14 protein-coding genes and 1 tRNA gene are annotated in these 14,194 nt (G+C 67.1%); 11 read left to right on the top strand and 4 right to left on the bottom strand.

Translation table 11 applies throughout. From position 1 onward, the window contains the following. Positions 1-127: 127 nt before the first annotated feature. On the top strand, positions 128-682 hold the full coding sequence (locus tag FFS52_RS14765) for a putative glycolipid-binding domain-containing protein (RefSeq protein WP_082652894.1): 555 nt from the start codon (positions 128-130) through the stop codon (positions 680-682). Positions 683-732: 50 nt separating this feature from the next. On the opposite strand, the gene FFS52_RS14760 is transcribed toward FFS52_RS14765, so the two are convergent. Then, complete coding sequence (locus FFS52_RS14760) at positions 733-1,707, bottom strand: prephenate dehydrogenase (protein ID WP_065631209.1); 975 nt, start codon at positions 1,705-1,707, stop codon at positions 733-735. 78 nt (positions 1,708-1,785) lie between these two features. Between FFS52_RS14760 and FFS52_RS14755 the strand changes: the two genes are divergently transcribed. The 5 genes from FFS52_RS14755 (at position 1,786) to FFS52_RS14735 (ending at position 3,753) form a co-directional block, all read left to right on the top strand. Next, entirely contained in the window at positions 1,786-2,328 is a 543-nt protein-coding gene (locus FFS52_RS14755; protein ID WP_058250986.1) for a tRNA adenosine deaminase-associated protein, read from the top strand. Positions 2,329-2,347: 19 nt separating this feature from the next. Continuing rightward, entirely contained in the window at positions 2,348-2,812 is a 465-nt protein-coding gene (locus FFS52_RS14750; RefSeq protein WP_171011642.1) for a nucleoside deaminase, read from the top strand. Positions 2,813-2,935: 123 nt separating this feature from the next. Beyond that, on the top strand, positions 2,936-3,205 hold the full coding sequence (locus FFS52_RS14745) for a hypothetical protein (RefSeq protein WP_137810127.1): 270 nt from the start codon (positions 2,936-2,938) through the stop codon (positions 3,203-3,205). A 170-nt stretch (positions 3,206-3,375) separates the two neighbouring features. Then, positions 3,376-3,585: a CsbD family protein gene (locus FFS52_RS14740; RefSeq protein ID WP_137810126.1), complete on the top strand. Its 210-nt coding sequence runs from the start codon at positions 3,376-3,378 to the stop codon at positions 3,583-3,585. Positions 3,586-3,662: 77 nt separating this feature from the next. Continuing rightward, positions 3,663-3,753, top strand: a tRNA-Ser gene (locus FFS52_RS14735). A 61-nt stretch (positions 3,754-3,814) separates the two neighbouring features. On the opposite strand, the gene FFS52_RS14730 is transcribed toward FFS52_RS14735, so the two are convergent. Continuing rightward, positions 3,815-4,495, bottom strand: coding sequence for an MspA family porin (locus tag FFS52_RS14730; RefSeq protein WP_249356392.1), 681 nt, complete (start codon positions 4,493-4,495; stop codon positions 3,815-3,817). Positions 4,496-4,542: 47 nt separating this feature from the next. After that, the gene (locus tag FFS52_RS14725; protein WP_137810124.1) at positions 4,543-5,211 is read right to left on the bottom strand and encodes an MspA family porin; all 669 of its coding nucleotides are present in this window, start codon (positions 5,209-5,211) and stop codon (positions 4,543-4,545) included. 291 nt (positions 5,212-5,502) lie between these two features. Here FFS52_RS14725 and FFS52_RS14720 point away from each other — a divergent pair, with 291 nt between their 5' ends. Continuing rightward, positions 5,503-6,186, top strand: a complete 684-nt coding sequence (locus FFS52_RS14720) for an AMP-binding protein (RefSeq protein ID WP_249356388.1) — start codon at positions 5,503-5,505, stop codon at positions 6,184-6,186. Positions 6,187-6,200: 14 nt separating this feature from the next. On the opposite strand, the gene FFS52_RS14715 is transcribed toward FFS52_RS14720, so the two are convergent. Continuing rightward, positions 6,201-7,706 carry a sigma factor-like helix-turn-helix DNA-binding protein gene (locus FFS52_RS14715; protein WP_137810123.1) on the bottom strand — a complete coding sequence of 502 codons (1,506 nt, stop codon included), beginning with the start codon at positions 7,704-7,706 and terminating at the stop codon, positions 6,201-6,203. Positions 7,707-7,977: 271 nt separating this feature from the next. Between FFS52_RS14715 and FFS52_RS14710 the strand changes: the two genes are divergently transcribed. The 4 genes from FFS52_RS14710 (at position 7,978) to FFS52_RS14695 (ending at position 14,184) form a co-directional block, all read left to right on the top strand. After that, positions 7,978-9,444, top strand: coding sequence for an AMP-binding protein (locus FFS52_RS14710; protein WP_137810122.1), 1,467 nt, complete (start codon positions 7,978-7,980; stop codon positions 9,442-9,444). A gap of 140 nt (positions 9,445-9,584) precedes the next feature. Then, entirely contained in the window at positions 9,585-11,447 is a 1,863-nt protein-coding gene (locus FFS52_RS14705) for a DUF3556 domain-containing protein (protein ID WP_137810121.1), read from the top strand. Next, complete coding sequence (locus FFS52_RS14700; protein ID WP_137810120.1) at positions 11,444-12,865, top strand: NAD(P)/FAD-dependent oxidoreductase; 1,422 nt, start codon at positions 11,444-11,446, stop codon at positions 12,863-12,865. Before FFS52_RS14705 ends, FFS52_RS14700 begins: the two co-directional genes overlap by 4 nt. After that, on the top strand, positions 12,862-14,184 hold the full coding sequence (locus FFS52_RS14695) for a helix-turn-helix domain-containing protein (RefSeq protein ID WP_137810119.1): 1,323 nt from the start codon (positions 12,862-12,864) through the stop codon (positions 14,182-14,184). Before FFS52_RS14700 ends, FFS52_RS14695 begins: the two co-directional genes overlap by 4 nt. Positions 14,185-14,194: the final 10 nt, after the last annotated feature.

Genomic DNA, 14,194 nt, shown 5'->3' with positions numbered 1-14,194 from the left:
TCGGTCGGGTGACCAGGTCGTCCGATGTGTGATCGGGGCGGTTGCTCGCTACCGTGGTCACGTGAGTTCTCCGCAGACAGCCCCTGACAGCGGTCAGTCCTCCGCCACCAACGACGAGTTCAAGACGATGCTCACGTGGCGAGGCGAAGACACCGATCGACTGGAACAGGTCCGCCTGGTCGTGTCCGGCGCACGACTCAAGGCCTATGGACGGATCATCGCCGCGGCGACCGCCGACCACGAGGCGTTCTCCGCGTCGTACGAACTGCAGACCACCGATGCCGGTGTGGTCAAGCGGCTCACCGTTCACCTGGTACGCACTGACGGTGAGACGCAGTTCGGCATCACGCGCGACGACGAGGGCACGTGGCTGATCCGTCGTCCAGACGGTGAGACCACCCGCTCGGACTTCGACGGCGCCGAAGACGTGGACCTCGCACTGTCACCGATGTTCAACGCCTTGCCGATCCGGCGACGTGCCCTCTCGGCGTCGACTCCCGGAGCGGTCGAGATCCCCGTCGCCTACATGTACCTGCCCAGCGGAGACGTGAAGCCGGCGACGATGTCGTACACCCCGGGCACGGACGGATTCCGTGTGGTGTCGCCGTTGGCGACGACCACCATCACCGTCGACGAGAACAACTTCGTCGTCGACTACCCAGGCCTCGCACGCCGGGTCTGAAACGAAAGAAGCGCAACGGCACAACTCTTGATCCCTGAGGTGCGCGGCGGTCAGCCCACCCACACCCGGCCCTGATGGGCCTGCCGGCGTAGTTCCTGCTGCCAGCCGTCGTCGCCGACCGTCACCCCGGAGATGACCTCCGCGGCGCCGGAATGCAGTTGCTCGTACGCCTTTCGCGCGCGGTGCCCGTCGTCGACCAGCACTTCGGCGGTTCCGTGGTCGCGGAGTTCGTCGCGCACGGCGGTGAGGCGGTCGATCGTCTCGCTGAGGACGTTGAGCACGGCGATGCCGTTGGCCTCGATCATCGCGCGTTGCAGGGCGGGTGCGGTGCCGGCGACCCGGGTGCCGTCACGGAAGCTGCCGGCGGCCAGGCGTAGGGCGAGGTCGCTCTCACCGGCCCCGACGGCGGCCGTGGCCGCGGCGGTCAGGTGTGGCAGATGCGAGATCGCGGCGACCGCCCGATCGTGCGCGTCGGGTGCGACCGGCACCACTCGCGAGCCGACCGTCACGGCCAGCGCGGCCACCGTGAGCCAGTCGTCGGCCGGGGTGTGGTCGGTGGTGGTGACCGCCCACATCGCCCCGTCGAAGAGGGTGGCGTCGGTTGCCGCCCAACCCGACGAACTGGTCCCGGCCATCGGATGCCCGCCGACGTATCGACCTCCGGGATGCAGATCGGCGAGTAGGCGCTCGACTTCCTGCTTGACGCTGATCACGTCGGTGACCAGGAGCCCGGGCGCGTTCTCGGCGATGGCCGTCACCAGGGGGCCGATCGTCGTCACCGGTGTCGCGAGCACGAGCAGCGCGTCCGACGACGCCGCACGCTCGAGTATCGCAACGAGATCCGCGGACGCGTCATAACCGTCGCCGATGGCCGCATCGACGGTCGTGGCCGACCGGTTGTAGCCGAACGCCTCGTGCCCGGCGTCGTGCAGGGCCCGCAGCAGCGAGCCGCCGATCAGGCCGAGACCCAGCACACAGACCGGCGTGGGAAGGGCGACAGCGGGGGACGACGGCGCGGCAGTCACCCTGACACGTTCCCATACCGGTCATGCCCGGTGAACCGGGACTTGGGAGTACCGGTGATAGGGGCTACGGTTTGTCGCATGGCCGGTGCCGGATTTGGGAAGTCGGGGTCGAACGCGCAGGACGTGGACGACGACATCGACGGTTTCGCCGTGGCGGTCGTCCGCGACGAGAGCGGTTGGAAGGTCACCGCGATGAAACCGTCGGCGCTCTCCGATCTCGAGGACGCCGAGACCCAGTTGCGTGAGCTGCGTTCGGCGGGCGCGGTCTTCGGACTCCTCGACGTCGACGACGAGTTCTTCATCATCGTCCGGCCGTCGCCGACCGGGGCGCGTCTGCTGATCTCCGACGCGACCGCCTCCGTCGACTACGACATCGCGGTCGACGCATTGGACGCCCTCAACATCGAGGTCCCCGACATCGATCCGGACGAGCTCGATCAGATCGATCCGTGGGAGGAAGGGGACCTCGGGTTGCTCGCCGACCTGGGACTGCCCGACGCGGTCATGAGCATCATCGTCGGGGACACCGATCTGTATGCCGACGAACAGCTCGGCATGATCGCGGCGCGGCTCGGTTTCGCCGACGAGCTGGGCAAGGTTCTCGACTCCCTCGGCCACTGAGCCCGCACGAAGCCGCGCGATGAGTGCGCCCGCCTGGGAGGCCATGGTCCGGTCCGCGCTCGACGCGGCGGCACTGTCGGGGACCGACGACGTACCCATCGGGGCAGTCGTGTTCGACCCCGAGGGCGTCGAACTGGCCCGCGCCGCCAACCGTCGCGAGGCCGATTCCGATCCGACGGCCCACGCCGAGGTGCTTGCGCTGCGTGCCGCGGCGCGGGCGTTCGGTGATGGATGGCGGCTCCCGGGATGCACTATCGCGGTGACCGTCGAACCGTGCACCATGTGTGCCGGAGCGATCACGCTGTCCCGGGTCGACGCCGTCGTCTTCGGGGCGTGGGAGCCCAAGACCGGTGCCGTCGGTTCGCTGTGGGACGTCGTCCGCGATCCACGGCTGTCACATCGCCCCCAGGTGAAGGGCGGCGTCCTCGAAGCCGAGTGCCGCGCACTCATGGTCGACTTCTTCGCCACCCGACGACACCCGTGACCGTCGTCATCTCGGGGTCGTGAGGACTCAAGATCGGTGAGATCTCAGGGTGCAGACCGGTGGTCGGTGGCGGGCGGTCCTGGCAGATTGGACGTCAGCATCCCCGATCCGCGAGGAGTAATCATGACCGATCCGTCCGACAAGGTGACCGCGGCCTTCGACACCGCCAAGGCCAAGATCAACGAGTTCGCCGAGAGCGGCAAGGTCCAGGAGGCGCTGGGTACCGCGCGCGACAAGATCGACGAGTTCGTCGAGAGCAAGCAGGTCCAGGACGCGCTGGGCACCGCCAAGGACAAGCTCAACGATCTCGCCGAGAACGAGAAGGTCCAAGAGGCGTTCAGTACCGCCAAGGACAAGATCAACGAGGTGTCCCAGAAGTTCAACAGCCGCTGACAGGTCGCTGACCTGCGGTCATGCAGCTCAGTGCACACCTGTGGCACGGTGGGATGCGGGAGTCCGCTCCCCAGGCGGCGCCAGTGTCGAGCAGCCGGCGCGTCGGTCGTCGCCGAGTTCTTCCACATCGGACGGCACCCGGCCGCGCCGAACCTCACCGAGGAGGCTTCATGGGAACCACGGACGACGCCAAGAACAAGGCCGAAGAGCTCAAGGGTCGCGGCAAGGAAGCTGCCGGCAGCCTCACCGACGATCAGGACCTCAAGAACGAGGGCAAGGGCGACCAGGCGCAGGCCGAGGGCAAGCAGAAGATCACCGACGCCGCCGACGCCGTCAAGGGCAAGATCGACGACGTCAAGGACACGCTGACCGGCCACTAGTGCAGCCGGCCGCTCGACGAAGCCCGCCTGAGCAGCCGATTTAAGTCTGACCGCGGGTCTGCGGTACAGTCTTCGGCGGTGGCGTGTCCGAGCGGCCGAAGGTGCAGCACTCGAAATGCTGTGTGCGGTAACCCCGTACCGAGGGTTCAAATCCCTCCGCCACCGCCAGAAATGGCCCCCCATCCTCACGGGTGGGGGGCCATTTCGCATCTCTGGGAGCGGTGGTCGGTCAGCCCATGCTGAACGGCTTTCCGTACACGGCGATCGACTGCGACACGTTGTCGGTGGTGATGCTCACCTTGGCGTACGACCGGGCCTGCGCGTAACCGGCGCAGCCGTTCACCATCATGGTCTCGTTGGTGTACGCCAGCGTGCCCTTGCCGCCGGAGAAGCTTATCGACGACGAGTGGCCGGCCGCACCGAACGCGTCTTTGTATTCACGGTCGTTGATGACGTAGTTGACCGCCTGGCCGGGCCCGATGGTCACGCCGGCGCCGGTCTCGGCCGTCGTGGTCGCGCTCTGGAGGTCGAAGTTGGGTGCGGTCGCGCCGGCCCTGCTGTTCGAGTTACCGCCCAGCGTCAGCTGGCAGCCGACGATGTAGCCGGCGCCGACACCGATCTTCGCGGCCGGGTCGGAGGTGGTCACCACATACTTGCCGGACACCCAGGCGTTGCGGTGCAGGGGCGTGGCGCCCATCGACGGGGTGATCCGCGCGGACTCTTTGCTGCGCGTGATGGTCACCGTCGTACCGTCTTTCAACTTCTTCGTGACGGATTGCCCGGGGAGTTGGACGGTGGTGTCGGCGTGTGCGGGTGCGGCATCGAGGACGGGTATCAGTGCCGCGCAGGCGACTGCGGTCGTGGACGCGATGATCCGGGTGCGCGTGGTGCGGCGCTTGGTGACGGTCATGGGAGCTCCGATTCGGCGGGTCATGGTGGTGGGCAACGGGTTCGCGGTCAGCCGATGGAGAACGGCTTGCCGTAGAGGTTCACCTTCTGGTGCACCTCGCCGGTGGTCTCGATCGTGGTGAATGCTCGCGCCTGGGCGTAACCGCCGCAGTTCTGCACGTCGATCTGCGCGTCGTCGTAACCGAGGTGATAAGTACCGGCCTTCTCGATGTTCTTGGTGTTCAACACCACGAACGTGACGTCGCCGGCGGCCAGCGGGACGGTCAGGGTCCCCGACAGGGAGGGGGCGGTCGGGGTCAACGATCCGGACAGACCGCCCTGGAGGCCCTTGATGTTCACCTGGCACCCGATGATGTAGCCGGTGGAGAGGGTGGCGGCGGCGCCGTTCGTGGCGGTTCCGTTGCTTCCGGGCAGGGTTGTCTCGCCGGCCGCGCCGACGCCCGGTCCTGCCTTCGCGGGTTTGAGATTCGGTGCGTACAAGGTGATCTGGCCGCTGACCCAGGTGGTCCTGGACACCCCGTTGGCGGCCATCGACGCCGAGACCCGCGCGCTCTCCTCGGACCGGACGATCTGGATGCCCTCACCTTTCGCGGTGCCGCCCGGAAGCCGGACGAATGCATCTGCACCCGCCGACGCGGCGCCGGCCAGCAGCGCGGCAGTGACCGATCCGCCGATGAGTGCGGACAGTCCGACGGCCCGCAGGGTTCGTTGTGTCATCTCGTGCTCTCCTCGTGTCATCTACCCGTTCGGAAACGGGGTGTCGCATGCGCGTCGGGACTCATCGCAGGGGGAGGCCCGACATTGCGGCAGGGTGGGATCGTAGGTGAACGTACCCTAAATATGAGATGAGTGAAAAACTATGTAGGGGGTTGACACCGACCCGCCTGGTAAAGGTAGCCTAACCTCCGCAAGGCGAGGGTCTCATGCCGGTGCGAGACGGCGGAGTCGCCCGCGATTTCTACGAGTTCGGCTGCACGGCAGTCGAACTCGCTACGCATACGGGGATGTGTGAGTCAGACGTCGGCGTCATGTTCGCTGCTGAGCGGCGCCCACGACACCCATGGCTCGCTGCCCGCGGTGAACACCGGTGACGCCGTCATCGACTTCGAACGGTTCTACGAGTCCGTGGAATGGATGGCCGAGCAGCTGGTCTCCTGCGGGGTCCGCGCGGGCAGTCGGGTGGGTCTCGTGATCCGCACCGGCTGGGAGTTCGTGCTCGCCTGGCATTCCTTGCTGGAGGTCGACGCCGTCACGGTTCCGATCGTCCTCGGCCCATCGAGCGAACCGGCACATTCGTGCGAGATCGGTTTCGTGCTCGCTCATGTCGATCAATGCAGCGAGGTCGAGGATCTGGTCGAAGCCGCCGTGCCCCGGAGCCACTGTCGTCAGATGTACCGCGTCGGCGACGAGTTCGTCCTCGCTGCACTCCGGACGGCGGACATGCTCCGGAACGAGGGCGGCCTCGTCGACCTCGGACACGGACCACAAGCCGCCACAGGCCAACTCATCGCCGAAGCGGAGCGGATGGTGGCGGACGTCGGGCTGCGTCGTGGCGAGTATGTGTCTTTCGAAGGCGATCTCGGTACTCGCGACACCATGGTCCGGATCCTCGCCTGCGCGTCGGCCGGCGCATGCGTCGCGGTCGACGCCCCGTACGGCGAGCCCCACTGGGGTGCCCCGAGCACTCGCTGACCGATGCCCGATACTCAGCGCAGTGCGCCCGCGACCCGGTCCGAGAGGTCGGTCTCGCGACGCCTGCGGAGGAGCTCGACGACGTCGTTGATTCCGGATTGCGATGGCAACCACAGTGATTCGGCGAGCACCTGGAGGAGTCGGGTTCTGGTGAGCCGGGTCGGTCGCCGCCCGATCCGGGTCAGGATGTCCGCGGCGGACGACGCGGTTGCGTGCTCGGCCCGTCGAACGGCGAAGGTGTGCGGCCCGAAGTCGAGGAACACGGGCGTACCCGGTTCCAGTTCGAGCTCATCGATGAACCGCTTGATCGAGCCGGTCCGTGCCTGAACCGATGCCCACGTGAAAGCCTGTGTGCCCAGCTCGGTCTCGAGTGTGACCGGTGAACCGGGGCCGATGCCGAGAAGGCCGGCGAGTGCGCTGGGTATGTTGAAACCCGTTCCGCGACACTGCGCGGGAGTGATCGTCGTCGACCAGTGCACGACGTCGTCTTCGCGGTACAGTCCGCGCGTTCGTCCCGGCGTCCGCCGCGGCCGATGTGGTCGTTCGCGTCGGGTGACGATGCCGTCGCGGATCTGGAATTCGCCGGCACCGGCATACGCACGGATTGTGGCCTCGCTGACGTCGTGACGACCGCGGATCGTCGCGATGACGTCGTCGAGGGGCACGGCCCCGTCACGGTCGGAGAGAATCGCATCGATCTGCAGATGGACCGGCTCGTATCGTGGAAGGCCCCATTTGGCAAGGCCGTAGCGGGTGCGGTCGGTTCTGACGATACGCTCGTCCGAGGCGAGCGCGTTTCGAATACTGTTGTGGGCACGCGGGATCGCCGAAGTCGCGTCGATGATGTCGTCGAAGGTCAACGGCGCGCCGCGGATCGAGAGCGCTGCGACGACGATCTCGCCCGTCGTCGACCGGGCGGCGATCGCGTGGCCGTCGAGTAGTTCGTATCCCGCCCGCAGTAGCCACCGTGCGGCCGAATCTCCGGACAGGAACAGGTGATCCGCGATGGAGATGATCGAAGCCGCCTCGCCGGGGCGCGCCGCCGCCTCGACCGCCGACTTCGTGAACTCGGCGACCGAGCGCAGGCTGCCCCGGATGATCCAGTTCTCGCTCGTGCGCAGACCCGACGCCGCGGCCACCACCCGCCAGCACGGGGCCTCGACGCCGCCCACCGGAGTCCCGGCGAGCGTCGAGTCGGCCATGAGCGCAGCGGCGTCCGCGACCGGAGCGGCCCGGCGGTTGATCATCGCCGACAGGTCGGCGAGGGCCGGGTCTGCGTCGATCAACGAGCGCAGGCGGTGTCGTGTGGAGCGATCGATCTGGGTGACTCGTTCGCGGGACAATCCGAGAAGGTCGGCGACCTCCGACTGGGTGCGAGGGTTGGCAGCGTAGACGCGCTCGGTCAGCACCCGCCGCTCCTGGTCGGACAGTCCGGCGTCGAAGGCGGTGACCGCGTCGAGCGCGCGTCCGTCGTCCGGCGACCGTCTCGACGGTAAGGGTCCGTTGGCGTGCGCGGTCATGGATGGTGCTTTCTCGGCGGTCGGGTGACGTCGTGCAACGGTGGCCCGCCTCGGGTTCGCCGAACGCTCGCGAGGGCCTGCGCGGAGCACCTCACACGCTACCGGGACCCCGCGCACGCAGAGCTCGACCGGACCGACGACGTCCGGTGTCGGATTGTCCCCCGAGCACAAAGGTCCGGACGAAGTCTGGCCTCCGCGACCGTTTCCGTTCGCCCCTCGATTTCATAGTGTTCTGGATCACATCGACCACGACGATTTCGGAGGTAGCCCGGTGACCAGCACGTACTTCGCATGGGACCTGACCCATCGCGCCGACGCTCCGTGTGTTCGCGACGACGTGGTCGCCCTGGACTACGCCGGTTTCGCGCGTCGCGTCGAGGGTGTCGCCGAACAACTGGGCCGTGCTGGCGTTCGACCCGGGGACGTCGTGGCGACCTTTCTGCCCAACCGGATCGAACTTCTGGTCACGTTGATGGCGGCATGGCGGATCGGCGCGGTCGCCACTCCGGTCAACCCGGCATTCACCCCGGAGGAAGCCGAGTACCAGCTGGCGGATTCGGGAGCACGGGTCGTCATCGGGACCCGCGCAGCAGAACTGGGGTCCGACCGTGCCCGGTTCGACGTGGAGGAACTGGCGACGGCGCCGAGCGCGGACTGGCGGGGCTCACTGTCACCGGCCGCCGGCGACGACGCCTTGCTCATCTACACCTCCGGTTCCACGGGCAGGCCCAAGGGTGTCCGGTTGTCGCACGACAATCTGCACTACATGGCGTCGACCATGGTCACGCATTTCGGTCTCACCGCTGCCGACCATGCCCTCCTGGTGCTGCCGCTGTTCCACGTGAACGCCATCTGCGTGAGCTTCCTGGCGCCGATGCTCGCGGGCGGACAGCTCAGCATCACCGGGAAGTTCTCGCCGTCACGGTTCTTCGACGACGTCGCACGGCTCACCCCGACATACTTCTCCGCCGTACCGACCATCTACGCGCTCCTCGTGTCGCAGGAAGGTCTGACAGCCGAGGCCACCGGGTCTCTCCGGTTCGCGGTCTGCGGGGCCGCCCCGATCTCGAGAGAACTGCTCGACCGGGTCGAGGGCGCCTTCGGGATACCTGTCGTCGAGGGTTACGGCCTGACCGAGGGCACCTGTGCGTCGGCCTGCAATCCGGTCGTCGGAGTACGCAAACTCGGGACGGTGGGCCCGGCGCTTCCGGGGCAGCGGATCGCCATCGTCGACGAACAGGGCACGGAGGTACCCACGGGTGAGATCGGTGAAGTCGTCATCAGTGGTCCGAATGTCATGCGCGGCTACCTGAATCGACCGGAGGCGACCGCGTCGACCATCGTCGGCGGCCGGCTGCACACCGGCGATGTGGGCCGCCTCGACGAGGACGGCTACCTCACCCTGGTGGACCGCATCAAGGACCTGATCATCCGCGGCGGGGAGAACATCTATCCCAAGGAGATCGAGAACGCGCTCGCGACGCATCCCGACGTGCTCGAGTGCGCGGTCGTGGGCGCACCCGACGAACTCTACGGTGAGTTGCCCGTCGCCTTCGTCGTCGCCTACCCACACCGTGGTGTCGACGCGGAGAAGCTGGCCGACCACCTCGTCGGGCGATTGGCAAAAATCAAGCAGCCGAGCACGATCCACGTCGTGGACCGACTGCCACGCAATCCGGTCGGGAAGATCGACAAACCGGCGCTGCGGTCCGGTCTCCGCAGTCCGCAGCCCATCTGATCCCCCGATTCGGCCCGATCTCGACGTCCCACGGCGGACGCCGAGCCGATGACCCGCGCGCCGAGACCGGCGATGCCGGTCCCACACCCAACCCACCCACACCTCAACCGACCCATTCACACGACAAGGAATGCGCACCAATGGGACTCACACAACCAGACTTTCCCCAGGTGGATCCGGAGACATTTCTCCAGCGGCCGTTCTTCGATCGGATCCGCGTGCTGGGAGCACACTGGGCCGATCACGGCTTCGGCACGCCGAAGATGGTCCATCTGATCTATCTGATGAAAGTCTTCGTCTTCTACGGCGGTGTCGGGATCGTCCTCGCGACGGTGACGTCCGGACTCAACCCACTGCACGTGACCGAGTGGTGGAACCAGCCGATCGTCTATCAGAAGCTGGTCTTGTGGACCGTGCTGGTGGAGGTCCTGGGCATCGGAGGGTCGTGGGGGCCGCTGGCCGGACATTTCAAACCGATGACCGGCGGCTTCCTGTATTGGCTGCGGCCACAGACGATCCGGCTCCCACCGTGGCCCGGCAAGGTGCCCTTCACAAAGGGGGACTCCCGCACCGCGTTCGACATCGCGGTCTACGCGCTCATCCTTGCGAATCTTGCTGTCGCGATCGCACTCCCGGGTATCGCGTCGAACTCGCTGGACTCGGTGGTGGCCGACAACCAGGGACTGGTGAACCCCGTCCTGATGTACCCCCTCATCACTCTGTTCGTCGTGATCGGCCTGCGGGACAAGGTCATCTTCATCGCGGCTCGCTCTGAGCAGTATCTCCCGGCGATGATCTTCTTCGGCGTCCTCCCGTTCGTCGACATGATCCTGGCGCTCAAATTGCTCATCGTGTCGGTGTGGGTGGGTGCCGGCATCTCCAAGCTGGGGCATCACTTCTCGATGGTGATCCCGCCGATGCTGTCGAACACCCCGTGGTTGCCGAGCAAGAAGATCAAGCGGGCGCACTATCGCGACTTCCCCGAGGACATGCGGCCGTCGAAGCTGGCCGGCGGCGTCGGACACGTCCTGGGCACCATTGTCGAGGTCGTGACCCCACTGGTGTTGCTGTTCTCGTCGAGCAAGTCGCTCACCGTGGCGGCGGTCGTCCTCATGGTGTGCTTCCACTTCTTCATCCTGTCGACGTTCCCACTGGCCGTTCCGCTCGAGTGGAACCTGCTCTTTGCGTACGCCTCGGTGTTCCTGTTCCTCGGCTTCCCGGCCTGGGACGGCTACGCGCTGACCGACACGTCGATGCCGTGGGTGATGGTGCTGATCGCCGCGGCGCTCTGCTTCTTCCCCGTGCTCGGCAACCTCCGTCCGGACCTGGTCTCGTTCCTGCCGTCGATGCGCCAGTACGCGGGGAACTGGGCGTCGGCCACGTGGGCTTTCGCGCCCGGTGCCGAGGAGAAGCTCGACCAGCACATCGTGCGGCCGGCGAAGAACACCCGCACCCAGCTCCTCGCCTCGTACCCGGCCGAGGTGGCCGATGTCGTGATGCACCAGCTGCTGGCCTGGCGTTCGATGCACAGCCAGGGTCGCGCGCTGTACTCGCTGATGATCCGTCATCTCGGGTCGGACATCGACACCTACACGCTGAGGGAGGCGGAGTTCTCGTGTAACTCGCTGGTGGCCTTCAACTTCGGAGACGGGCATCTCCATGACGAGCGGCTCATCGCGGCGCTGCAGAAGCGGTGCGGCTTCGCGCCGGGTGAGTTCACGGTGGCCTGGATCGAGTCCCAGCCGATCCACCGGGGCACGCAGCGGTTCAAGGTGATCGATGCGGCGCTGGGCGTCATCGAGACCGGGACCTACCGGGTGGTCGACGCGGTGAACGAGCAACCGTGGCTGCCCAACGGGCCCATCCCGTTCCAGGTCGACTGGACTCTCGACGTTGACGCTCGCCGCGCCGTCACCGATCCTGAGGTGGTGCATGAACCGAAGATGCGCTCCGATGACCGCAGCGCGACACCGGTCCGGCTGACCGATCAGGCGCCGCAGTGACCACAGCTGTCGTGGTCGGCGGCGGGCCCAACGGGCTCGCCGCCGCTCTGCACCTGGCGCGAGACGGTGTCGACGTGCAGGTCCTGGAGGCGGCCGAGGTCGTCGGTGGTGGGGCCCGGTCGGGCGAACTGACGGTCCCGGGCGTCATCCACGACCACTGTTCGGCGTTCCATCCGCTGGGCGTGGGATCGCCTTTCTGGGCGGAGGTCGGTCTCGAGCGGTACGGGCTGGTGTGGAAATGGCCCGACGCCGACTGCGCGCACCCCCTCGATTCCGGCGACGCCGGATTGCTGTTCCGGTCGATCGGTGCCACGGCGGCGGGACTGGGCGCCGACGGATCGCGCTGGCAGGCGATGTTCGGTGATCTGGCCGAGCATTTCGACGATCTCGGCGACGATCTGCTCCGCCCGGTCGTGCACGTTCCCGGTCATCCGATTCGCCTCGCATCGTTCGGCCCGCGGGCCATCCTGCCGGCCACCGTGCTCGCGCGTTGGTTCCGTACCGAGCGTGCCCGTGCGCTGTACGGCGGGATCGCGGCACACCTGTTCTCCCGGTTGGACCGTCCGCTCACCGCGTCACTCGGGCTCATGATCGCCGCGAGCGGGCACCGTTACGGATGGCCGGTGGCCGAGGGCGGTTCGGGAGCGATCACCGCGGCAATCGTCGGCGCACTGCGGGACTCGGGCGGCAAGATCGAGACCGGTGTCCGGGTGAGCTCGCGTGCCGACCTGCCGCGGGCGGACATCACACTCCTGGACCTGTCCCCGGCGCAGGTGCTCTCGATCTTCGGTGACGAGATGCCGGCTCGAATTCGCCGCGCGTACCGGCGTTATCGGATCGGGTCGTCGGCGTACAAGGTCGACTTCGCGATCGACGGGGACATCCCGTGGTCGAATCCGGACTGCCTGCGGGCCGGGACAGTACACCTCGGCGGGAGTTTCGCGGAGATCGCCCACACCGAGCGACAGCGAGCGGCCGGTGTGATGGTCCCACGGCCGTTCGTCCTGCTCGGTCAGCAGTACATCGCCGATCCCGGTCGCAGTGCGGGCAGCATCAATCCGATCTACGCGTACGCGCATGTCCCTCGAGGTTTCGACGGCGATGCCACCGAGCAGATCGTCGCGCAGATCGAGAGATTCGCACCGGGATTCCGCGACCGGATCGTGGCAACGACCGGCACGAGTACCGAACAACTCCACTCGTCGAACGCCAACTTCGCGGGTGGGGACATCATCGGCGGAGCGAACGACGGCCTGCAGATGGTCCTGCGACCCCGTGCCGCGCTCGATCCGTACGCGATCGGCGTACCGGGCGTGTACATCTGCTCTCAGGCCAGTCCACCCGGTGCCGGTATCCACGGGTTGTGCGGATACCACGCCGCCGAGTCGGCGTTGCGATACGCACGGTCGCGACGATGACCGCCTCGCGATCGTCGCGTGCGCTGTGGACAGCGGGGGACGCCGCGCGTGACCGGCTGGCCGGAGTCCCCGCGGCGGCCGGGTCCGAGCTGCTCGAGCAGGCCGCCGTGATCGCGAAGAACTTGCAGGAGAACGTGTCTGAGATCGTCTCCGAGTTGAGTGCCATGATGGCCCGGGAGATCGATCAGCTCGACACCGATCCCAAGCTCGTGGAGTTGCTCGAGGCGAGCGTGCACGGCAACGTCTCGACGATCATCCACGTCCTGGCGAACGACATTCCGATCGAACACCTGCAACCGACCACCGCCGCAGTGGAATACGCGCTGCGTCTGGCGCAACGGGACGTGCCGTCGAACTCGCTCGTGCGTGCCTACCATCTCGGGCAGAACAGCGTGATGCGTGAATGTTACCGACTGGTCGAGGATCTCGACCTCGACGCCGGACAGTCGATGGCGTTGACCCGGCACATCTCCGATGTGTTGTCCGGATACATCGACTGGATCTCCCTGTACGTGTTCGAGGCGTACGAAGACGAACGCCGACGGTGGCTCGGCGTCGAGGGCAACGTGCAATCGGCGGCCATCCACTCGTTCCTCGACGGCGCCGAATCCGATGAGCGGGCCTTCGAGTCCGAGACCGGTTACGCGCTCGACCGCAGGCACCTCGCGCTCATCCTGTGGTCATTCGACGACGAACCCCGCGAACTGGTCGCGCTCACCCACGCGGCCCGCGAACTCGGTACCCGGTTGGGCAGAGGCTCCCCGCCGATCGTCACCGCGATCGACCGGTCGACGGTCTGGGCCTGGATTCCACTGGTCGGACGGGACGTCACCGACGGTTCGTCGGTGACCGCGGTGCGCTCGACCGTGCCGGCGGGAATCCGAGTCGCGGTGGGCCTTCCCGCATCCGGGGCACGGGGTTTCCGGAGAACCCACGAGCAGGCACTCGCCGCCTACTCGGTGGCGACCATGCCGGGTGGTGCGGCGAATCGGGTGATCGGATTCGGCGACCGAGGTGTGGCCGTGGTGTCCCTGCTGGCGCAGGACCTCGAGTCGACGCGGGCGTGGGTCCACGAAGTCCTCGGCGGACTCGCCGAGGACTCCCCGAACGCGAACATGCTGCGGGAGACGCTGTCGGTGTATTTCGCCACCAAGGAAAGCCACCTCCACACCGCTGAACGGCTCAACCTCCACCGCAACACGGTGAAGTATCGCGTCGGCAAGGCGCTCGCCGAGGTCCCGGCGGACCGCGATCGCCTGGATCTCGCTCTGGCGCTGACGGTGTGCGAGTTTCTCGGGCCGGTGATCCTCACGCGGTGAGCGTCGGTGT

The sequence above is a fragment of the Gordonia sp. ALPHA1B1 genome (genome assembly GCF_005502615.1).
GTDB lineage: Bacteria > Actinomycetota > Actinomycetes > Mycobacteriales > Mycobacteriaceae > Gordonia > Gordonia hongkongensis.
The sequence above is the reverse complement of the archived record's forward strand: the minus strand, read 5'-3'. Positions and strand labels throughout refer to the sequence as shown.